The sequence below is a fragment of the Paenarthrobacter sp. Z7-10 genome (genome assembly GCF_026932795.1).
In the GTDB taxonomy this organism is placed as follows: domain Bacteria; phylum Actinomycetota; class Actinomycetes; order Actinomycetales; family Micrococcaceae; genus Arthrobacter_M.
Window position 1 is genome coordinate 1 of the sequence record NZ_JADPVH010000064.1, and the last position, 20768, is coordinate 20768.

17 protein-coding genes and 1 pseudogene are annotated in these 20768 nt (G+C 63.7%); 6 read left to right on the forward strand and 12 right to left on the reverse strand.

What is annotated here, in order from left to right; all coding sequences use genetic code 11:
* Positions 1 to 165 precede the first annotated feature (165 nt).
* From IV498_RS15895 to IV498_RS15905, 3 genes are all read right to left on the reverse strand, one after another.
* The gene (locus IV498_RS15895; protein ID WP_269048068.1) at positions 166 to 1170 is read right to left on the reverse strand and encodes an SDR family oxidoreductase; all 1005 of its coding nucleotides are present in this window, start codon (positions 1168 to 1170) and stop codon (positions 166 to 168) included.
* Positions 1167 to 2138 (reverse strand): aldo/keto reductase, encoded by a 972-nt coding sequence (locus IV498_RS15900; protein ID WP_269048069.1) that lies wholly within the window; start codon positions 2136 to 2138, stop codon positions 1167 to 1169. The genes IV498_RS15895 and IV498_RS15900 overlap by 4 nt, the downstream gene beginning before the upstream one ends.
* Positions 2139 to 2271: 133 nt before the next feature.
* The gene (locus tag IV498_RS15905; RefSeq protein ID WP_269048070.1) at positions 2272 to 3234 is read right to left on the reverse strand and encodes a helix-turn-helix transcriptional regulator; all 963 of its coding nucleotides are present in this window, start codon (positions 3232 to 3234) and stop codon (positions 2272 to 2274) included.
* Between the two features lie 156 nt (positions 3235 to 3390).
* Between IV498_RS15905 and IV498_RS15910 the strand changes: the two genes are divergently transcribed.
* Together IV498_RS15910 and arfA are read left to right on the forward strand one after the other, a co-directional pair.
* A complete protein-coding gene (locus IV498_RS15910) occupies positions 3391 to 4230 on the forward strand; it encodes an aldo/keto reductase (protein ID WP_269048071.1) in 840 nt (279 codons plus the stop codon).
* 139 nt (positions 4231 to 4369) lie between these two features.
* Positions 4370 to 5908: an arabinosylfuranosidase ArfA gene (arfA, locus tag IV498_RS15915; RefSeq protein WP_269048072.1), complete on the forward strand. Its 1539-nt coding sequence runs from the start codon at positions 4370 to 4372 to the stop codon at positions 5906 to 5908.
* Between the two features lie 45 nt (positions 5909 to 5953).
* On the opposite strand, the gene IV498_RS15920 is transcribed toward arfA, so the two are convergent.
* Both IV498_RS15920 and IV498_RS15925 read right to left on the reverse strand, forming a co-directional pair.
* On the reverse strand, positions 5954 to 7141 hold the full coding sequence (locus tag IV498_RS15920) for a TerC family protein (protein WP_269048073.1): 1188 nt from the start codon (positions 7139 to 7141) through the stop codon (positions 5954 to 5956).
* Positions 7142 to 7317: 176 nt separating this feature from the next.
* Complete coding sequence (locus tag IV498_RS15925; protein ID WP_269048074.1) at positions 7318 to 8748, reverse strand: cryptochrome/photolyase family protein; 1431 nt, start codon at positions 8746 to 8748, stop codon at positions 7318 to 7320.
* 175 nt (positions 8749 to 8923) lie between these two features.
* On the opposite strand from IV498_RS15925, the gene IV498_RS15930 reads away from it, so the two are divergent.
* The gene (locus IV498_RS15930; RefSeq protein ID WP_269048075.1) at positions 8924 to 9694 is read left to right on the forward strand and encodes a sugar phosphate isomerase/epimerase family protein; all 771 of its coding nucleotides are present in this window, start codon (positions 8924 to 8926) and stop codon (positions 9692 to 9694) included.
* Positions 9695 to 9734: 40 nt separating this feature from the next.
* Here the strand turns inward: IV498_RS15930 and IV498_RS15935 are convergent, their stop codons facing one another.
* Together IV498_RS15935 and IV498_RS15940 are read right to left on the reverse strand one after the other, a co-directional pair.
* Positions 9735 to 10532, reverse strand: coding sequence for a PspA/IM30 family protein (locus tag IV498_RS15935; RefSeq protein ID WP_269048076.1), 798 nt, complete (start codon positions 10530 to 10532; stop codon positions 9735 to 9737).
* 183 nt (positions 10533 to 10715) lie between these two features.
* Positions 10716 to 12791: a TPM domain-containing protein gene (locus IV498_RS15940; protein ID WP_269048077.1), complete on the reverse strand. Its 2076-nt coding sequence runs from the start codon at positions 12789 to 12791 to the stop codon at positions 10716 to 10718.
* Between the two features lie 254 nt (positions 12792 to 13045).
* Here IV498_RS15940 and IV498_RS15945 point away from each other — a divergent pair, with 254 nt between their 5' ends.
* The 3 genes from IV498_RS15945 to IV498_RS15955 all read left to right on the forward strand — a co-directional run bounded on the left by IV498_RS15945 (position 13046) and on the right by IV498_RS15955 (position 16974).
* On the forward strand, positions 13046 to 14797 hold the full coding sequence (locus IV498_RS15945) for a S1C family serine protease (protein WP_269048078.1): 1752 nt from the start codon (positions 13046 to 13048) through the stop codon (positions 14795 to 14797).
* A 360-nt stretch (positions 14798 to 15157) separates the two neighbouring features.
* Entirely contained in the window at positions 15158 to 15958 is an 801-nt protein-coding gene (locus tag IV498_RS15950) for an electron transfer flavoprotein subunit beta/FixA family protein (RefSeq protein ID WP_269048083.1), read from the forward strand.
* Positions 15959 to 15975: 17 nt separating this feature from the next.
* Positions 15976 to 16974 carry an electron transfer flavoprotein subunit alpha/FixB family protein gene (locus IV498_RS15955; protein WP_442951366.1) on the forward strand — a complete coding sequence of 333 codons (999 nt, stop codon included), beginning with the start codon at positions 15976 to 15978 and terminating at the stop codon, positions 16972 to 16974.
* 268 nt (positions 16975 to 17242) lie between these two features.
* Here IV498_RS15955 and IV498_RS15960 read toward each other — a convergent pair whose 3' ends face one another.
* From IV498_RS15960 to IV498_RS15980, 5 genes and pseudogenes are all read right to left on the reverse strand, one after another.
* A complete protein-coding gene (locus IV498_RS15960; RefSeq protein WP_269048079.1) occupies positions 17243 to 18127 on the reverse strand; it encodes an anti-sigma factor in 885 nt (294 codons plus the stop codon).
* Position 18128: 1 nt separating this feature from the next.
* Positions 18129 to 18869 (reverse strand): ECF RNA polymerase sigma factor SigK, encoded by a 741-nt coding sequence (sigK, locus tag IV498_RS15965; protein ID WP_330059754.1) that lies wholly within the window; start codon positions 18867 to 18869, stop codon positions 18129 to 18131.
* Positions 18870 to 19006: 137 nt separating this feature from the next.
* Positions 19007 to 19810, reverse strand: a complete 804-nt coding sequence (locus IV498_RS15970; RefSeq protein ID WP_269048081.1) for a class I SAM-dependent methyltransferase — start codon at positions 19808 to 19810, stop codon at positions 19007 to 19009.
* Between the two features lie 16 nt (positions 19811 to 19826).
* Positions 19827 to 20294, reverse strand: a complete 468-nt coding sequence (locus tag IV498_RS15975) for a tRNA (cytidine(34)-2'-O)-methyltransferase (protein ID WP_269048082.1) — start codon at positions 20292 to 20294, stop codon at positions 19827 to 19829.
* Positions 20295 to 20365: 71 nt separating this feature from the next.
* Positions 20366 to 20768: pseudogene (locus IV498_RS15980) on the reverse strand (hypothetical protein); the annotation flags it as partial.

The window sequence follows — 20768 nt, forward strand, 5'->3', positions numbered from 1 at the left end:
GGACGTGACCTGACCGGGAAACCCGACCCTTGCGTAAAAGACGAACCCTTCCCCAAAAACGATGAACTACTTACTGCTGCTGATTCCATGGGTGCTGCAACTCCCGATTAGTCGGGGGTGTTGCAACGTTCGCTAGAACTCGCCCTGCTCACCGGGAGGGCGGGCTCACTGAGCAGATTGGTGCCGCGCCCGGCTGATCAGGGCGTCGGACAGGTCCATAAAGCCCTGATCAATCACCTGCGACTCGGGGTGCGAGTCATGCCAGCCAAGGATTTCGCGGGCACCTTCGGAGAACGGAATTGTCGCGCAGTAGCCGGGAACCAGTGCCTTGATCTTGGCATTGTCGAAGATGACAGAGTGGGCCTTGTCCCCCAGCAGTGGAGGGCCCAGCTCGCCGTCGTGCACGGCAATCGTCTCGGAGGCGACATGAACCAGCTCCGGCTCCGGAACGCCGGCCGCTGTGGCCAGCAGCCGGTAGATCTGGTCCCAGGGCAGGAACTCATCCGAGGTGATGGTGTAACTTTCACCCACCGCCTGCGGCCGCCCAAGCAGCCCCACGAACGCGTGGGCGAAATCCCGGCTGTGCGTGAGCGTCCACAGCGATGTGCCGTCACCGTGCACCAGCACCGGCAACTGCTGCCGCATCCGATGGATGTCCGTCCAGCCGCCGCTCAGCGGGACCGCAGTCCGGTCATAGGTGTGGGACGGACGCACCACCGTTGCCGGAAAGCCGTCCTCGCGGTAGGCGTGCATGAGCATATCCTCGCAGGCAATCTTGTCCCGGGAGTACTGCCAGAAGGGGTTGCGCAGCGGCGTCGATTCCAGGATCGGCAACCGTGAGGGTGGCTTCTGGTAGGCCGAGGCGGAGCTGATGAAAACGTATTGCTCTGTCCTGCCGCGGAACTGCTCAATAGACGCTGCGGCGTGCTCCGGGGTGAAGGCCAGGAAGTCCGCTACGGCATCAAACTGCCGGTTCCCCAAAGCTTCCTGCACCGCGGCGGCGTCGCGCACATCGGCGTGCAGCACCTCAGTTCCCTCCGGCCTGGCCCGTTTGGCCGTCTTTCCCCGGTTGAGCAACGTCACCTGATGTCCCAACGCCACGGCGCGTTCGGCCGCAGCGGTGCTGATGATGCCGGTGCCGCCGATAAACAGCAGCCGCAACCCCGTCACCAGGCGTAGTCTTCCGGAGCGGTCCGGTGACCCGGGAATATCTCGTCCAGGCGGGACAGTGCACCCTCATCCAACCGTACGTCGAGCGCCCGCAGTGCGGCATCGAGTTGCTCCTGCGTGCGCGGACCCACGATCGGAGCGGTCACGGCGGGCTGATGCAGCAGCCAGGCGAGCGCCACGTCGCCGGGCTCATGGCCCAGATCATCGGCGAAGGACTCGTATTGCTCAATTTGGTCCCGATGGGTCTTGAGCGTTTCCAGCGAGCGGCCCTCGGCGCGCCGCACACCCTGCCGCTCCTTCTTGAGCACTCCGCCGAGCAGTCCGCCGTGCAGCGGCGACCATGGAATCAGGCCCAAGCCATACTGTTGGGCCGCTGGAATGACCTCAAGCTCCACGTTGCGGGTGAGCAAATTATAGATGGACTGTTCGCTGACCAGTCCGTTGTAGCCTCGCCGGGCCGCGGCTTCCTGTGCCTGCGCGATGTGCCAGCCGGCGAAGTTGCTGCTGCCCGAGTACAGCACTTTGCCCTGCTGCACCGCCACCTCGAGCGCCTGCCAGATTTCGTCCCAGGGGGTATCCCGATCCACGTGATGGAACTGGTAGACGTCGATGTAGTCTGTCTGCAACCGCTTCAGGCTGGCGTCCAGGGCACGGCGGATGTTCAGCGCGGAGAGTTTGGACTCGTTCGGCCGGTTCGTCATGGTGCCGTAGAGCTTGGTGGCCAGCACCGTGTGTTCGCGCCGGTCACCGCCCTGGGCGAACCAGCGGCCCACGATCTCCTCGGTCCAGCCGCGGTGCTCTTCGCCGCCGTAAACGTTGGCCGTATCAAAGAAATTGATGCCCGAGGCGCGCGCGGAATCCATCATGGCATGGGCGTCGGACTCCTCGGTCTGCGGGCCGAAGTTCATGGTGCCCAGGCACAGCCGGGATACGGAAAGGCCGGAGCGGCCCAAGTGCGTGTATTGCATGTCAGTGGCTTCCTTCTGTTCGATGTCCGCCGGGTAATCGGCTGTATGGCAAGACGGCTAATGGCTGGACGCCTGGACGGCTAAGCGGCTAAACGGATTGCAGTTCGGGAGTTCAGGACAGCAGTTAGAGTTTTCAGCGGCCGACGGCGTCTTCCGAGCTTGCGCCGGCTGCTCCGGTTGCGCCGGCTGCCCCGGTTCCGCCGCTTGCTCCGGCTGCACCGGTTGCGGACGGACGTGGCCGCTGGACATCGGCGTCATGGCTGCCTGCACCCCAACTGCTGAGCAGTTTCAGCCCGTCGCTTGAGGGGGAGCCGGGTTTGGCGGAATAGATCCGCAGGCTCTGGTCTGCATCCTCCGGCAGCAGGAGGTTCTCAAACTCCAGCTCCAGCGCGCCGACCGTTGGATGCTCCAGCCGCAGCGTGCCGGCGGATCGGGTTCCCACCTTGTGGCCGGCCCACCATTGGCGGAAATGGTCACTGCAGACGGCCAGTTCACCCACCAGCTGATTGGCCTGGGGGTCGTTGGGGTGCCGTCCAACATCCACCCGCAGCGCCCCAGCGGCCTCCGCGGCCACGGCCTTCCAGTCCCGGAACAGTGCCTTGGCGCCCTGGTCAAGGATCAGCCAGCGGGTCAGGTTACGTTCGGTGGGCGCCATCGCGGGGAAATCTGCAAACAAGAGCCTCGCCATCCGGTTCGCGGCAAGGATGTCAGAGCGCCGTCCCAGGACCATGGCCGGTACATCCCCCACCGCATCCAGAAGCTGGCGCAATGCGGGACGCACACGCTGGGCTGCCGCCGCCGGCCGGTCGGCGCCTGCACAGGTCTGCAGCAGATCCATCATGTGGGCCCGTTCGCCGGAATCCAGCCGCAGTGCCCGGGCCACGGACTCCAGCACGGCACGGGAGGGATGGATATGCCGGCCCTGCTCCAACCGGGTGTAGTAGTCGGTGCTCACACCCGCCAGCCGGGCAGTTTCCTCCCGGCGCAGCCCCGGAACCCGCCGTGCCGAGGCGCCGTCGTCGACGCCAGCATCCTCCGGCGAGAGACGGGCCCGCATTGCCTTGAGGAATCTGCCGAACTCTGCACTTTGACCCATACCTCCATTCTGCCTCGCTGCCAGCCCCACACATAGGGGCGAGGGTGGGTCTGTGAATCCTAGGAAGCGCTGGGACTCCCCGCGGGTACCTGACTGTCAGTTCGAATGGCTAGGCTGGAGCGGAGACCAAGGTGTACTAACGAAAGAGGCACAAACATGACTACGACGCGCAACATCCCCGAGCTGACCCTGAATAACTCGGTCACCATCCCGCAGTTGGGCTTCGGAGTATTTCAGATACCGGCGGAGGAGACCCAGCGGGTGGTTGAAGACGCGCTGGCCGCGGGATACCGCCATATCGACACCGCCGCCGCATACCGCAATGAGGCCGGCGTCGGAGCGGCAATTGCCGCCTCCGGTATCCCGCGGGAGGACATCTTCATCACCACCAAGCTGCGCAATGGTGAGCAGGGCAACGCTGCCGAGGCGTTCGCCAACAGCCGCAGCGCGCTGGGCTTGGATGTCGTGGACCTGTACCTGATTCACTGGCCCGTTCCGTCCGCGAATCAGTATGTGGAGGCGTGGAAGGCCATGGAAAAGCTTTACGCTGACGGCCAGGTCAGGGCGATTGGGATCTCGAACTTCCTGCCGGATCATGTAGACGCGCTGCTGGCAGCCGCTGACGTGGTGCCGGCCGTGAATCAGATTGAACTGCATCCCACCTTCCAGCAGGCGGATCTGGCGGCCAAGTGCCGGTCGCACTCCATCGCCGTGGAGGCGTACAGTCCGCTGGGACAGGGCCGGGACCTCGACTCCGAAGTACTCGCCGCGCTGGCGCAGAAGTACGACGCCACCCCCGCCCAGATCGTGCTGTCCTGGCACCTTGGTTCGGGCAACATCGTTATCCCCAAGTCTGCCGACTCAGAACGGATGAGGCAGAACTTCGCGGCCGCGGCCCTCACCCTGACGGCGGAGGAACTGGCCTCCGTCAGCGCGCTGGAAGCCGGCACCCGCGGTGGATCCGATCCGGCAACCGCGGCGTTCACTCAGATGTAACAGAGGCCTCGTTCGGTGCGCGCCTCAAACCCGGCGTCTCTTGCAGCATTCATGATCGGCGGCGCCCTTCCGTCGGTGGTGCTGCGGCGCAGCGGTAATTTGTCACTGCGCCACAATAATGTCCAAGGAGAGCACCATCATGTCCCGCGCTAGGATCAGCATTGACCGCGATTTCACCATCGGTGAGGTACCCCGCCGCCTATTTGGCTCCTTCGTCGAACATATGGGCCGCTGTGTCTACACCGGGATCTACGAACCCGGCCATCCGGAGGCAGACGAGCACGGCTTTCGCCAGGATGTGATGAAGCTGGTCAAGGAGCTTGGTGCCACGGTGGTCCGCTACCCCGGCGGCAACTTCGTTTCCGGCTACAACTGGGAGGACGGGATCGGACCCGTGCCGGACCGGCCACGGCGCCTGGATGGCGCCTGGCACACGCTCGAAACGAATGCCTTCGGCCTGCACGAATTCGTGGATTGGTCCCGTCAGGCCGGCACCGAGATCATGGAAGCGATCAACCTCGGCACCCGGGGCGTGGATGCCGCACGGGAAATCGTCGAATACGCCAACCATCCCGGCGGTACTTACCTGTCGGACCTGCGGGCCAAAAACGGGCACAAGGATCCGTTCGACATTAAGCTCTGGTGTCTGGGCAACGAAATGGACGGACCCTGGCAGATCGGCCACAAGACCGCTGCGGAATACGGCCGGTTGGCGCAGGAAGCCGGCAAGGCGATGCGGTTCGTGGACCCGGACATCGAACTGGTGGCCTGTGGGAGCTCCAGTTCCTCCATGTCGACCTTCGGCGCCTGGGAGCAGACCGTGCTGGCGCACGCTTACGAGGAGGTGGACTACGTCTCGCTGCATGCCTATTATCAGGAGCACGACGGCGACGCGGCCAGTTTTCTGGCCAGTGCGGTCGACATGGACTACTTCATCGAATCCGTGGTCTCCACCGCCGACGCCGTGCGTGCCCGCGGCAAGCACAAGAAGCACATCAATCTGTCCTTTGACGAGTGGAACGTATGGTATCAGCGCGGGTTGAGCACCGACGATCAGCCCGACGCCGTCGCCAAGGCCGGTTGGCGCGAACACCCGCGCGTAATTGAGGACGAATACAACGTTACCGACGCCGTCGTCGTCGGAACCCTGCTGAATTCGCTATTGCGCCATGGGGACCGGGTGAAGATTGCCAATCAGGCTCAACTGGTTAACGTCATTGCCCCGATCCGCAGCGAGGAGAACGGACCGGCCTGGCGGCAGAGCATCTTTCACCCCTTCGCCCGGATGGCGGAACTGGCCAGGGGCCAGATCCTGCGGACCGCTGTCGATTCGGACAAAACCGCCACGGCGCTTTTTGGCGACACAGATCTGGTCGATGTCAGCGCCACTTGGAATGAGGAAAGCGGACGGATGGCCTTCTTCCTGGCCAACCGCTCGCTGGCGGAGGCTGCGGAGGTGGAGGTTGCGCTGCGCGGATTCGAGGCCGGCCGCGTCACCCGCGCCGAGGTGCTCGCTGTCCCGGAGGGAAAGGACCGCTTGGCGACGAACAACGCGCGGGTGGGGGAGCAGGTGGGCCTGGCCCCGCTGCAGGGTGTGAAGGCCGCCGGCTCGGAGTTGCGGCTGAGCCTGCCCGCGCTGTCCTGGGCCGTCGTCGAACTTGAAGTCGGCAAGGCCTAGTTCAGCCCCTCCGCAACCACAACGGTTGCGGAGGGGCGGTCCGGGCTACTGCGCCAGGAACTTCTGGTGCTCCGTCCGGGCCTGCGCCACCAGACTGCGGATCTGCCCGATGTCCTTGACCCTGTCCCGGTGCTTGAGCGGCATCGCGCTGATCCGCTCGTCCTCGGCAATCATCAGCCCGTAGATGCGCTCACGTTCGCCGCTATCGGAGGTGTACGTCAGATCCAGGTATTCGGTGGCGTGGTGCCTGATTCCGGACACCGCAGCCTGGACCTTGCCCGCCGGGCTGAGCAGGGACACGATCACTGTGGCCGCCAGGACCCCGAGAATCACCGTCAGTGACAACCCGGTGCTGATCTCCAGCACGGGGACCGGCTGACCGCCGTTGATAAAGGGCAGATTGTTCTCATGCAGGGCATGCAGAACCAACTTGGCACCGATGAAGGCCAGGATAGCTGCGAGACCATAAGAGAGGTAGATCAGCCGGTCCAGCAGTCCGTCAATGAGGAAGTACAGCTGCCGCAGTCCCATCAGCGAAAAAGCGGTGGCGGTGAAGACCACGTAGACGTTCTGGGTCAGGCCGAAGATGGCCGGGATGGAATCCAGCGCGAAAAGGATGTCCGTTCCGCCCAGCGCCACCATAACCAGCAGCATCGGGGTCAGGACGCGTTTGCCGTTCTGCACGGTAAACAACTTGTCGCCGTCGAAATGCTCCGATGTGCGCAGCACCCTGCGGGCCAGCCGGATCATGAAATTGTCGGCATCGTCCTCGTCCTCCGCTTCGGGCTTGAGCAGATTGCCGGCCGTGATCAGCAGGATCAGTCCGAAGAGGTAAAAGACCCAAGCAAAGGAATTGATCAGGGCCGCACCCAGGAAGATAAACCCGGTGCGGGCGATCAGGGAAAACACAATGCCGAAGAGCAGAACCTTCTGCTGGTCCTCGCGCGGAACCCGAAAGCTGGCAATCAGGATCAGGAAGACGAAAAGATTATCCACCGAGAGGGCTTTTTCGGTGACGTAGCCGGCGAAATACTCAGCTCCCAGCTCGCCGCCGCCAAAGATCAGCAAAGCGATTCCGAAGAGCACAGCCAGGCCAACGTAGATACCGGACCAAAGCGCGGCTTCCCGGAGGGTGGGAATATGGGCCTTGCGGATGTGGAAAAAATAGTCGAAGGCCAGCAGGGCCAGGATCAGGGCGATGGTGAGGGCCCAAATAAGGGGAGAGACAGTCACGGTGGCTGCTTTCGTAGGATGGGGACAGATGGGATTCCCATAAGTCTCTCCAACCAGTTCACAATTGTGCTGGCCGCTGCACCCGGCAGATCTTCGTTGACCCACGTGTTGACGTCTACAGCCTAACGGATACTCCCCTACGTGCCTCTTATGCTACAGGGCGCCGGTCCGCTGGGCTAATCGTCATCGACCGCGGCGGCGGCGGCCTTCATCGCCGCGTAGGCGGCCAGGGCCCGCTGCCGGGTGGGACCGAGTTCGACGACGGGCAAAGGGTAGGCGGGCGCGACGGCCGGGTCTGTCCACGGCTCGTGCACGATCCTGCCCTCGGCCGCGGCGAGCTCCGGCAGGAAGCGGTGCAAATACGTTCCCTCCGGATCGAATTTCCTGCTCTGCGTGACGGGATTGAAGATGCGGAAATACGGTGCAGCATCGGCGCCCGAGCCGGCCACCCACTGCCAGTTGGCGGAATTACTGGCCGCATCCGCGTCAACCAATGTGTCCCAGAACCATTGCTCGCCCACCCGCCAGTCGGTCAGCAGGTTTTTCGCCAGGAACGAAGCGGTGACCATCCGGATCCGGTTGTGCATCCAGCCCGTTTGCCACAATTGCCGCATGCCGGCATCCACCAGCGGATAGCCGGTGCGACCGCGCTGCCAGCTCCGCGTGGAGTCCGACGGTGTGGCGGCCGAGGTCGTGTCCCACTGGAAGTGGTTGAATTCGGGCCGGTAATTTACTGTCGCCAACTCGGGGTTGAAATACAGCAGCTGCCAGCAGAATTCCCGCCAGCCCAACTCGGTGCGAAAGCTTCGAACGTCCTCGGCTGCACCCGGCAGCCCGCGCAGCGCCTGCCAGACGGTGAACGGACTGATCTCGCCAAAGCGCAGGTGTGGTGAGAGCTTGCTGGTGGCAGGCTCAGCGGGACGCTCCCGGCCGAGTGCGTACCCGTCCGCGTTGCGGTCCACAAAATCGGCCAGCCTGTCGTGGGCCCCGGTTTCGCCGGGAGTCCATTCGGCGGCCAGGCCACCGGACCAGTCCGGGGCGTTCGGGCGCAGATTCCAAGCCTCCAGCGGGTCGGAGCGAGCGTCCAGCCCGTTGATCCGCTCCGGCGCCGGCAGCGGAAGCCGCGGCTCGCCGGCGCTGGTGCAGGCGCGCCAGAAAGGCGTGAACACCTTGTAGGGCGCACCCGCACCGGTGCTCACCTGCCATGGCTCGAAGAGCAGGTTAGCCTGGAAGCTTTGCACCGCGATGGCGGAATCCCGCAGCCAGGTTTTGAACTCTTCATCGACGGTGCGCTCCGCCAGACCATAGCGCCGGTTCCAGAAGACGGAGTCCACCTCCAGCTCCGCTACCAGTTCCCGCAGAACAGGACCCGCCGGCCCGCGGCGGAGGATCAGTGGCGCGCCCAGCCGGGCCAGTGTTGCTGCGAACTTTTCCAGTGATCCGTGCAGCCACCATTTGGCCGCGCCGCCGAGGGCGCGGATTCCCTCGGACTCCTCATCCAGTACATACACCACTGCCACGTCGCCGCCGCGGCTGCAGGCGGCTTCCAAGGCGGGGTTGTCGGTCAAACGCAGATCGTCCCGGAGCCACACCAACGAATTACCCATGGCTTCAACCTACCCGGCGAACGGGGTCCAAGGCGGATTGCACGCAACGGGGCAGCGGCAAGCTCCTTCCGGCACCGTTGTGCACGCACACCGCTGCCCATAGGGTGAAATGGTCTCCCGTACCTCGTGAAAGCAGCTGATCGTTCCCTTGTCCGCTCTAGCCAGCCGTGCCACCGTGTCAGACCTGCCAGCGGGCACACTGACTCCCGGCGTCTGTTCCGTCACCCTGCGCGCAGACAGCATTGAGCAGGTGGTCGAAGCCTCGGCCGCTGCCGGCCTGGCCGGGATTGAATGGGGCACTGACGTGCATTTGCGGGACACTGTCGACGCAGTCAGGGCGGCCCGGGCGACGGTGTCCGCCGGCCTGCGGGTACTCTCCCTGGGCTCCTACTATCGGGTGGGCAGCGCAGCGGATTTCGACGCGGTGCTGGCCATCGCCCGGGCGGCCGCCGCGCCTCGCATCAGGGTGTGGGCCGGTGACATGGGCTCCGCACAATCGGGGCCGGACATCTGGTCCGCTGTGGTTGCGGACGCTCGCCGCATCGGCCGCCTGGCTGCCGTCCACGAGATGGATTTGGCGTTCGAATATCACGGCGGCACCTTGACGGACTCCGCGGAATCGACACTGGAACTGCTGGAGCGGGTCGGCTGTGCCAACATCGGCACATACTGGCAGCCGCCGGTCGGCATGCCCGACCAGGAAGCCCTTGTCTCCCTGCATAAAATCCTGGCGCACGTGATTGGCGTCCATGCCTTCTCCTGGTGGCCTGAAACGGAACGGCTGCCCCTGTCCGGACGCAGCCAGCTGTGGCACGAGGCCTCCGGCGCACTGCGCTCCACCGGCCGGAATCTGGACGTTCTGCTTGAGTTCGTGGCGGACGACAGTCCCGCCCAGCTTCTGCGGGACGCCGCCTACCTGCGCCGCCTTGGCGTCGGCGAGGCGTAGCTCTGCCGGGCCGCGGTGCGGCGGCCCGGCAGATTCCTGCCTAAAGGTTGTCGAATTCCGCCTCGTCGACGGCCGATGAGGTTTTTCCATTCCCGGCAGGGCCGGCACCAATCGCCACGGTCGGCGTGCCGCCGGATTTCAGAGCTGCCAGCCGCGCCTCGATCTCGGTCTGCTCGCCCAGATCCTCCAAACTCTCAAACTGCGCGTCAAGGCTTGAGGCGGACAGCTCCGCCTGTCCCCGGACCCTGGCCTCTTCCCTGCGGATCTTCTCTTCGAACCGGCTCACTTCGCTGGTCGGGTCCATGATGTCGATGCTCTTGACCGCGTCCTGCACCTGGGACTGGGCCTGGGCCGACTTTGCCCGCGCCACCAGCTCATTGCGCTTGTTGGAGAGCTCACCCAATTTAGCCTTCATCTGGGTCAAACCGGTCTTGAGCTTGTCAACCACGTCGGTTTGGGAGGTGATCGTTGGTTCCGCCGACTTCGCCTCATTTTCAGCCGTTATCTGGCGCTGCAGGGCAACCTTGGCAAGGTCATCGAATTTCTGCGCGTCCGCGGCATTCCCGGCGGACCGGAAGTCGTCGGCCCGCCGACTGGCCGCCAGCGCCTTGGATCCCCAGTCCTGAGCAGATTTGAGGTCCTGCTGATGATCCTCCTCGAGCATCCGCAGGTTCCCAATGGTCTGCGCCACCGCGGATTCCGCCTCGGCGATGTTGTTGGTGTAGTCGCGCACCATTTGATCCAGCAACTTCTCGGGATCTTCGGCCTGGTCCAGCAGGGCGTTGATGTTCGCCTTGGTCAACTGCGCAATACGGCCAAAAATGGACTGCTTTGCCATCGTTCTACCTTTCGTCCTGATCCTGAGCGCGTTCGCCCGGGACGTGGTTCACCTCGTTGCCGCCCAAATTAGACTGTCTTTCCTGGGCCTGCCGTCTGCAGTTTTCCGCCATAAGCCTTCTGTCAGCAGCCTTCCGTCACCAGCCTGCCAAAAATCGCGGGGCTTGGCTATTGCTGGGTCTTTTCAGAAGTTTCCGCTGTCGCCGCCGAAGCCGCCACCGCCACCGAAACCTCCTCCGCCACCGCCGAAGTCCCCGCCGCCCCCGCCTGAGCTCCAGCCGCCGAACCCACCGCCGCCCCAGCTGTTGTGGCCACCGGTGAGCATGCCTCCCAGGATGCCTCCGAGGATGGCGCCGCCGAAGCCGCCTCCCATACCGCCGCGCCGACCGTAGCCACCGTAGTTTGCCCCATATCCGGCGCCTGCCATGCCGAAACCGGAAACGTCGGTCTGCGCCAGCTGGGCCGCCTGCTGTGCGAGCGAGAGCGCCTGCTGGGCATAGGTGAGAGCCGAGACCGGGTCACTGCCCTGGATCGACAGCGCGTAATCCAGATTGCGCTGGGACTCGGCAATGCGCGTCCGTGCCTGCGCCCCTACGCCGCCCCGGCGCGCCGCAATGTAGTCCTGGGTGGCGGAAATCTGTGCCTGAGCCGATGACAGCGCCTGCTGCAGGTTCCCCTTTGCCCGCTGGACTTGCTGCTGCTGGTCCCTGATACCGGTGAGCAGGGAGTCAAGGGTCGCGTCCGCGGTCTGAACTTTTTGGAGCGTGCCGATTGGATCAACTTTTCCGGAGTTCATGGCCTGCTGGGCCCGGTTCAGGACCACTTCGGCGGCAGCCACCACCGCGCCGTACTGGCTGTTGGAGCCGGAGTTGTCGGCACTGCCGGCTGCGACAGCCTTCGCCTGTGCCAAGTCGGAGCTGGCGTCCTTGACCGCCGCCTGGAGTGCCGCAGCTGCCTTGTCCAGATCGGCGGAAACCTTTCCCACCGCATCGAGCAGCAAATTCGCCTGGTGCAAGCTCTCCTCAGCCGCCCGCACGGCGACCGCCGCAGCGCTGGTATCGGAAGCGGATATTTTTTCCTCAGCCGTGCTGGAGGCGGTCCGAACGAACTCCAGCCGCTCCCGGGCCTGACTGATGTTGTCCGTTACCGTTTCCAAAGCCGCGTCCGCGTAGCGGCTCTGGAGCTGCGTCAGATTCTCCTCGGCCCGGCCGATTTTCGCCTCGGAGTCCGCTGCGCCCTGGGAAACGGCCGCCAAAGCCGCCGGGGCATTGCGCTCGAGCTCGCGTAATTCGTCAAAGCTGGTTTTTTGTTCCGCCAGCGACGCATTGGCCGCCTCGCACCGGCGGATGATTTCGCCGTACCAGGCGCGCTGCTGCTCCACTGCGTCGGGGACTTCGTCGTCGAGCTGTTGCTGACGCTTAAAGGACTCACTCAGGTGTCCCTTTGCCTCCGCCAACGCCCGCTGGAAGGGTTTCACGGCCACCTCGCCATACGCGGCCTGGGCGAAACCGATCTCCTGTTCACTGGACTTGATCGCGTCGTCCGCTGCGATGAGGAGTGAACCGGCACGAGTGCGCAGGTCCGCAATGCTGATACCCGCCATTGGATCCAGCTGCTCGCCATTGGGTCCATAGCCGGATGCTGTGGCCACCTGCGCCGCCTTCCGGCGTCGGCTGCGAATGATCAGCACCGCCGCAACTCCACCGATCAGCACCAGGGCAAGAATGCCCAGCGCCACGTATCCGCTGGTGGGATTCGGAACGGTTCCGCTGCCGCCGCCGGCAGCATCACCGAGTGCCGCTGCTCCATCAATGGCGGCCTGCGCCCAGTCACCGCCCTTGAGCTGGGGAAGAATGGCATTTGTGGTGATGCTGGAGCGTTTTTTGGCTGTAATCGGAGAATCATTGCTGGTCAGAAGGGTGTATTGCTTACCTTCGGTGGCGACCGCCAGCAAGGCATCGTGTGGACCCATGTTTTTGCTGCCAACCACCTGCTGACCCCATGCTTGGGGACTCATCGAGTCGAAACTTTTCACATACACAACGAAAAGCGTGTAGCCGTGGTCTTGTCCCAGCTTGTCAATGGCGGCCTTGACATCCCCCGTGCGGGACCCCAACACGTCGGCGTCATCAACAATGTACTGGCCGGACGGAATACTCACCGGTGGTTCGGCGTGGGCCGCCGCAGCGGGCACCAGCAGGAACGCCAGCAGACCCACGGCCGCTAGAATTTGTTTGAACAGCCCGGATCCGGAGCGCATATGAAACCCTTCAGGATGTATCCGCCTGACCGTGCGGGGAACGCCTCGGTCAAGGCAGCAGCGGCCCACTTCTTTACGGCCCTGAGAAGGTATGCGATACCGACGCAGGCCGCCGTGGCAGTTCCTTCGATTCTATGGCCGCCACTTCGACCCGTCCATTGCCGCTCCCATTCACAGCAACCTTCCAGCGAACGTTCGTCAAGACACCAGAGAATGGCTTCATAGTTAAGGTAATCGAAAAGGAAGGAAGACCAATGAGCGAGCACAACGGTGGCCCGTCCGGCCTTGGCGGCCATGAGCCGTCCAACGAGGAGAGCGGCGTCCGATTCAACGCGGACAACGGCCGGCCAGAGGAAGCCGCGGCTCCGTCCGACTCCGAAAGCCCAAGCCACGGCACCAGCCACAACGGCGCCGGCATGAGCGATGGCGCGCAGAGCAGTCAGGAAGCGGCCGGATCCGGAGCCGTGAACCCGACCGAAAACCTTCCCGCAACCAATCCAACGCAGCCGATGCACGAATGGTGGAACCAGCGCCACGAGGCTGCTTCAGGCATCCCACCGCAGCCCCCTCGGGCACCCCAGCAGGCCCCGCAGACCTACGGTCAGCAGCAATATGGCCAGCAGCAGGACTACGGCCAGCAGGATCCGGGGCAGGGCCAGCAGCCGCAAGGCTACGGCCAGCAGGATTCCGGCTACGGCCAGCACCGTCAGCCGGCTCCGCAGTACGGCATGTATGCAACCAGCACGCCGGGAACCAATGCGCCGCTGGGCACCGCTCCGCGCCGCGAAAAGAAGAGAGTCGGTGCTCCCATGTTCGTTGCCGGCATGGTGGCCGCGGCGCTCATTGGTGGTGGCGCAGCCACGGGCACCTCACTCCTGCTCAACGACGGACAAGGCGCCTCGGCCGGTTCCGTTCAGAGCTCGCAGACAGCTCCGCTGATCGTCAACAACACCAGCGATGTCAACGGGGTGACAGCGGCGGCACAGAAGGCTTCCCCGTCCGTTGTGACGATTTCCGCCACCGCGGGAAACTCCGGTGGCACCGGCTCGGGCATCATCTTGGACAAGAGTGGCCATATTCTGACCAATACTCACGTCGTCACTCTTGACGGGGCCGCCGCGGACGCCACCATCGAGGTCCGCACCAACGACGGCAAGGTTTATCCCGCGAAGGTCGTAGGCACGGATCCGCTTTCGGATCTGGCCGTGATCAAGATTGACGCTCAGGACCTCGTTCCGGCCGCCCTCGGGGACTCCAGCAAGATCAACGTCGGTGACACCGTGATCGCCATCGGCGCGCCGCTGGGACTCAGCGGCACCGTCACCGACGGCATCGTTTCGACGCTGAACCGCACCATCGCGGTGGCGTCGTCGGCCGTGCCCAAGTCGCAGAGCGATTCGCCTCAAGGCGGTGGCGGACAGGGCTTCAACTTCGCTCCGCCGGACGGATCCAACGGCTCCAACCAAGCCGCAACAGGGTCTGTCAACCTTAATGTGATCCAGACAGACGCCGCCATCAACCCCGGCAACTCCGGCGGGGCACTGACCAACACCCAAGGTCAGATCATCGGCATCAACGTGGCCATCGCTTCGGCGGGCTCGTCGTCGTCGGCCTCGACGCAGACCGGAAATATCGGTGTCGGCTTCTCCATCCCGATCAACAATGCCAAGCGCATAGCGCAGGAGATCATTGCCAACGGCAAAGCCACCCACGGCCAATTGGGGGTTGCGGTCAAGCCGAAGCACGCCGGTACAAACGCGGATTCCTCCACCTTTACGGTCGGGGCCGAGGTTGCCGAGGTAACTCCAGAATCGGCGGCGGCGAAGGCCGGACTGAAGGTTGGAGATGTCATCACCAAGTTCGGAACCCGCAGCATCGCCGATGCCTCGGAGCTCACGGCTGCCGTCCGCGAACAGGCCGCCGGAGCCACCGTGAAGGTCACCCTGATGCGGGGAGGCCAGCAGCAGTCCCTCGATGTGACGCTGGGTGCAGCACAGGTGGGTTGATCCAGTAAACGGCTGAGCGTTTGTAACACTGAAGGGCAGTGGGAGCGGTTCCCCAGCGGGAGCGCCTCCACTGCCTTTCCGCTGTCCCCACCGGCCGGAACAGCGGGAATCGGCAAAGGGAGCCAATGGAAGGATCCGGCCAGCAGGGGGACCTACCGTCACAGTGTCCGGGCCGCCGCCATTACCTACTAAGCTCGATTGTGCGTGCTGGCGGACCGGCATCTTGACCACGTGCGCAGGAGAGCGAACGAGTCAGGACGAAGGGCAGCAGTGGAAAATTCAGCAGTCAATGGATCTGTACCGGACGCGCCTTCAGTGGAACTTGCCGCTCCATCGGGGGCAGGCTCGGGCGCAGCAGCCCTGAACATCGTGGTTCTGGTTAAACACGTACCGGATACGCAGTTGAATCGTCGCCTGGGTGAGGGCAACACTTTGGACCGCGCCGAGAGCATCCTGTCCGAGCTCGACGAATACCCACTCGAAGCGGCTCTGCAGCTGGCCGAAGCCCGCGGCGGCGAAGCTGGAGGCAATATGGTGACCGCCGTAACGATGGGCCCGGCGGCAGCGGTGGCAGCAGTGAAGAAGGCGCTGCAGATTGGCGCCTACCAAGGTGTGCATCTGAGCGACCAGGCTCTGGCCGGCTCAGACGCCGCCGCCTCGTCGCTGGCCTTGGCCGCCCTGATCCGGCATCTGGGTCCGGTGGACCTGGTGCTGACAGGTCTGACATCCACGGACGGGGAAACGTCCTTGGTCCCGGCGCAGCTGGCCGCCCGGCTGGAGCTGCCGCAAGTAACCTTTGCTTCATCCTTGGAGGTCATCTCCGAAGGGGACTCGCATAAGGCCGTGGCGCGCCGTGACGGTGACACGTATGCCGACGTGGTGGAAGCTGTTTTACCGGCAGTTGTTTCGGTGACGGACCAGATCAATCATCCCCGGTATCCGAACTTCAAAGGCATCATGGCGGCGAAAAAGAAGATCATTAAGACCCTGAGCCTTGCTGACATCGGTGTCGCCGGTGAGGACGTGGGCACTGCCGGTTCATGGACCGTCGTCGAATCTGCCGCCGTACGACCGCCGCGCACCGCCGGCACCATCATCACTGACGAAGGGCACGCCGGCATTCAACTCGTGGAATTCCTCGCTGACCACCAGCTTCTCTAGACACGGAAGGACACACCTTGTCTGCAGTTCTCGTTTATATTGATTTTCCCGCCGGCTCTGATGCCAGCCCCGATGCCGCGGGCACCGGCACCCCCACCGCGGGATTGTCCAAAATGTCCATGGAGCTGTTGACACTGGCCCGGGTGGTCGGTGAACCCATCGTAGCCGCGTCCGGCCCGCTGTCAGAGGAAGTCAGGACAGCGTTAGGCTCGCACGGCGTGCAGCAGATTTTCCAATGCGAACAAAGCGAGCTGCGGGAGTATCTGGTCGCACCGAAAGCCGATTTCCTGGCCCAGGTTGCCGCTCGGATCTCTCCTGCGGCAGTGCTGCTGGACAACAGCGCCGAAGGCAAGGAAATCGCCGCCCGCCTTGGTGTCGCCCTTTCCGCCGGTGTGGTCACGGACGCGATTGGGCTGGACCGGGCTCTGCTGGCGGAAAAAGCCGTGCTGGCAGGCTCATACCTGGTCAAGGCCAGGGCGACGACGTCCGTCGCCGTTATCACGGTAAAGGCGAACAGCGTGACGCCGGAGCAGGCCGCGCACGCCACTGCTCCGGCGGTGGAAACGGTCAAGGTCTCCTTCGGCCCGGCCAGCCTGGGAACGCGCATCGTGGAGCGGACCGCGCGGCCCATCAGCGGCCGTCCGGACCTTAGCGAGGCCCGGATCGTTGTGGCGGGCGGACGGGGAGTCAACGGTGATTTCACGCCGGTGGAGGAACTGGCTGATGCCCTCGGCGCCGCCGTCGGAGCCTCCCGTGCCGCGACGGACGCAGGGTGGATCGAGCACTCCGCCCAAGTTGGCCAGACCGGCAAGACGGTTTCCCCGCAGCTGTACATCTCCGCAGGAATCTCCGGTGCCATTCAGCAGAAGGCGGGCATGCAGACCTCCACGCTGATTGTCGCCGTCAATAAGGATGCCGACTCGCCGGTCTTCGAAATAGCCGATTTGGGCATTGTGGGCGACTTGTTCAGCGTCTTGCCGCAGGCGACGGCCGAGATCAAGCGCCGACGCTCCTGACCTGTGGAACCGACCTACAGGTTGGCCGCTTCTCCGCTGCAGCGGAGAAATCGTCGCCTGGACCGTTCCCGCCACAACTGGAATTGGTCACGAGTAACTCCCGTGGCTGCTGTCTGCGACGTTCACAACCTGCGTCAGGTTGTATGTCCGGACCGTCCGGACATACAACCCACTGTAGAAGTTGACGCAGCGGAAAGGTCAAGTGCGGGCCAGGGCGCACCCAAACCGGCCCGTCCGTGACGGATTCAGCTCTACGTCCGAGGCTCGCTCAGCTGTTCAGGGGCACCGCCGCGACAGGAGGCAGCGTCGGAGAAACGGACCCACCCGCCGGCTCCACCGTGATGGCGAAGGCTGCGGCCGCGTCGACACCCTCGATCGTGGCGGCCCGCGACAGAGCTTCCGCGTCCATGGTTCCCTGCGAAATCGGCGCTGTGCCGTTCTTGGGAAGCAGCCACATCTGGTAGACCTTGCCGCTCGGAGGTGCGGATACTGAATTCATGGTGACCACTGCAGCATCCTGCGCATGCGAAATCGCCAACGTCGCCGTGCCACCACCGGGCATGTCAACCTTCTTGGTCTGCACGTCCGATGCGCTGAGAATTTGGTGCGTGGGATCCTGATTGCTGAGAACTGTTGATCCCACTGCGACGCCGCCGACGGCGATCAGCGCGGCCGCGGCCGCGCCGATAAGCCAGCGCCGTCCCGTCGACGGTCCATGGAGCTGGGTCTTGCGGGCCCGGCGCGCACTGAATTCGTCCAGCTGATCTGCGTCCGAATCCGGAGCGGTTCCGGAATAAACGTTGGCCTCCGCAGCTCGGGGAGCGTCGGTGACCGGAGCCGCAAGGGCAGCGTCCGGGGCTTCCGCAGACGAAGCAGACAAAGCGGAAAGTATCTTTGCCAGCAAATCCGGCGGCGGCTCAACTTGGGATGTCGCAAAGGCTGTGGCCAAGGTCTCCCTGGCTTGGCGGAGGCGGACGGTGAAGTCACGCTGCAGGGGCAGTGGGGCGGCTGAGATGTACTCTTCGATATCGGCGCGCTCCTCTTCGCTCACAGCATCTAAGGCGTACACCTCTGCCAATTCCAGTACCCGGCCTTCGGCCAGATCGGTTTGGATAATCTCTGCGAACTGCTTGTTTTTATTTTCGTCGTTCATCTCAACTCACCTCCAGACAATTCTTTAATCGCAATAGTCCGTCCCGGATTCGGGACTTGATCGTTGGTACCGCGGCACCAAGCTTTTCGGCGACCTCACGGTAGGTCAGGCCGCCGTAGTAGGCCAGTTTGACGGACTCCTGTTGGGTTTGCGTCAATGTATCGAGGCACTGGACCACAGACTCGGCTTCCATCTGCCCCGTTACTGTATCGACGACGTCGTCGTGCTCGATTACCTGGCTGGTGGCGCCATAGCGAGCCTCCCGGTTGGTGGAACTCTGCGTGGACCGTACCTTGTCGACCGCGCGGCGATGCGCGATCGTCATCAACCAGGCCAGCGGACTTCCGGCAGCCGGATCAAACTTCGCCGCCGACTGCCAGACCTGCAGAGAGACCTCCTGCGTGGTGTCCTCAGCCAACTCCGCGTCAATCAGCACTCTGCGCGCCATGCCATAGACACGCTTGGCGGTCAGGTGGTACAGCCGGGCGAAGGCAGACTGATCCCCTTCGGCTGTCAGTTTGATGAGCCCGACAAGCATGTCCCTGTCCTCCGAGCCAGCACCGGTGGGTGACTGAGGCGGTTGGCCGGAAACAGGGAACTGGGTACTTTTTGGAGTTTCCATTGCCTCTAAGCATAGGCTCCTGCCGGCGATGCGCTGTGGATTATAGGAAGTGTTGAACCTCGTTCTGCTGCTGATGGCTGCGTAACACTGGAGCGCCTGGTGAGCCACGCTGGTCCCCATCTGCTCACCGCTCTCCGTTACTGGCCCGATTGTCTGCTCTCAATGGGTATTCGGAGGCGCTTGCGGGTTGGATGGGTGCCGGTCGAAACTGTCTTTGACGCCGGTCCCCGAGATGACGTGAGACTGCGCCAGTCTGCCTACGGGCGGCGTCCGACGGCGATCAAAGTATCGGAATTCATCTCGACCTGCGGTCCCACGGATCGCACGAACAGTTTTCGGACGCGGGAGATGGCTTCCGGATCACGGGGCAGCAGGGTCCGCCAGCCGCTGCCCATCACCAGGGTCCACGCCATCTCGTCATCCACGGTCAGCCGGAGAGGATGCTCCACCACCGATACGTCCACCAGACCGCGGTCCTCGAGCCATGCTTTGAGGGTCGGTGCAGAGGAAATCCTGTTCATATTTCGGTTCGGCAGCGGCACTACATCGTTCAAACGCGGGCGTTCGGTGATGGCAGCGGCCAGAATGCGCTGGGCAAAAGGTTCCAGGGCCCCCTCTGCCCAAGTGCTGGCAACAAGCCGCCCACCCGGGCGGAGCATGCTGGCCAGATGCTCGACTCCGGCTTCCATATCCCCAAAAAAGAACATGCTGTACGAACACAGCACAGAGTCAAAGATCCGGTGGCCCCGCCACCGGGTAACGTCGGCCTCGGTAAGAGTGGTGTTCAGCAGCCGGTGCTCAGCAACCCTGGCTCCAGCAAGCCGAAGTAGTCCGGTGGACAGGTCCACACCATCCACAGTGCCTTGGGACCCTACAGCTGCTGCCGCCGGGAGAGTGGCCGCACCGGTGCCGCAGCAGGCATCCAGCACCCGTTCGCCCGGCAGCAGCTCCGCCGCGGCCGCTACGTCCCGTCCGATGGGATCCCACAAGTTCTCGGACCATGCCTCGAACTCCAGAGCGCCGTCGGTAAAGGCTAGACCAGGATCACGTGCTGACATCATTTGCTTCCTCAGATGGTTAGAGTTGTGCGCCGGCGAAGTCATTTTGCCGCCAAGCCTCATAAACGGCGATGGAAGCAGAATTCGCGAGGTTCAGCGAGCGCAGACCCGGCAGCATCGGCAGCCGAACCCGCGCAGTGACATGGCTGTCCCGTTTCACAGCCTCGGGCAGCCCTACCGATTCGGGACCGAAGAGCAGAACGTCGCCCGGCTTGTACAGCACTTCAGCATACGGTTTCTCACCGTCGGAGGTGAATGCGTAGACACGCTCCGGCTGAAGAGCATTCCAGGCGTCAGCGAGGTTCTTGTGCACGTGCAGAACCGCCAGGTCGTGGTAATCCAATCCTGCCCGTCGCAGTTTCGAATCCTCCAGCTCGAACCCCAGCGGCTCAACGAGGTGTAGTTGGGCACCGGTAATAGCAGCTAACCGGATGGCATTACCCGTATTACCGGGGATCTCGGGGGAGTAAAAGAGGATGCGGAACACCAGACCATCTTAGACAGGCCAGGCCCAGGGTTAACCCCAGTAGACGTTAACGCCAAGATGGGGGTCGTTGGTCAGAAGGGTGGGGGTTCTGGGTGGGTGGTGTAGGTGCGGCCGGTGGGTGAGGTGTGGGTGAAGGTGCCGGGGGTTGGTTGGGTGGTGGTCCAGCGGGTGTGGGGGTCGTCTTTGAGGTGGTGGTCGTAGCCGCAGCGTGCTCCGAGGTTGTCGTGGTTGGTTTCGCCCAGGGGCAGGGGTGTGCCGTTGGGGGTGTAGGTGCGGCGGTGGTAGGGGATGGTGTGGTCGATGTCGCATAGTCGGGCGGGTTTGTCGCAGCCGATGCCGGTGCAGGTTTGGTCGCGGAGTTCGATCCAGCGTTGCAGGTCCGCGGGTGGGCGGTAGCTGCTGCGGCCGATGGAGAGGATGGTGCCTTTTTCGGGGTCGGTGAGGATCCGCAGCCAGGAGGTGGCGGTCCCGGCG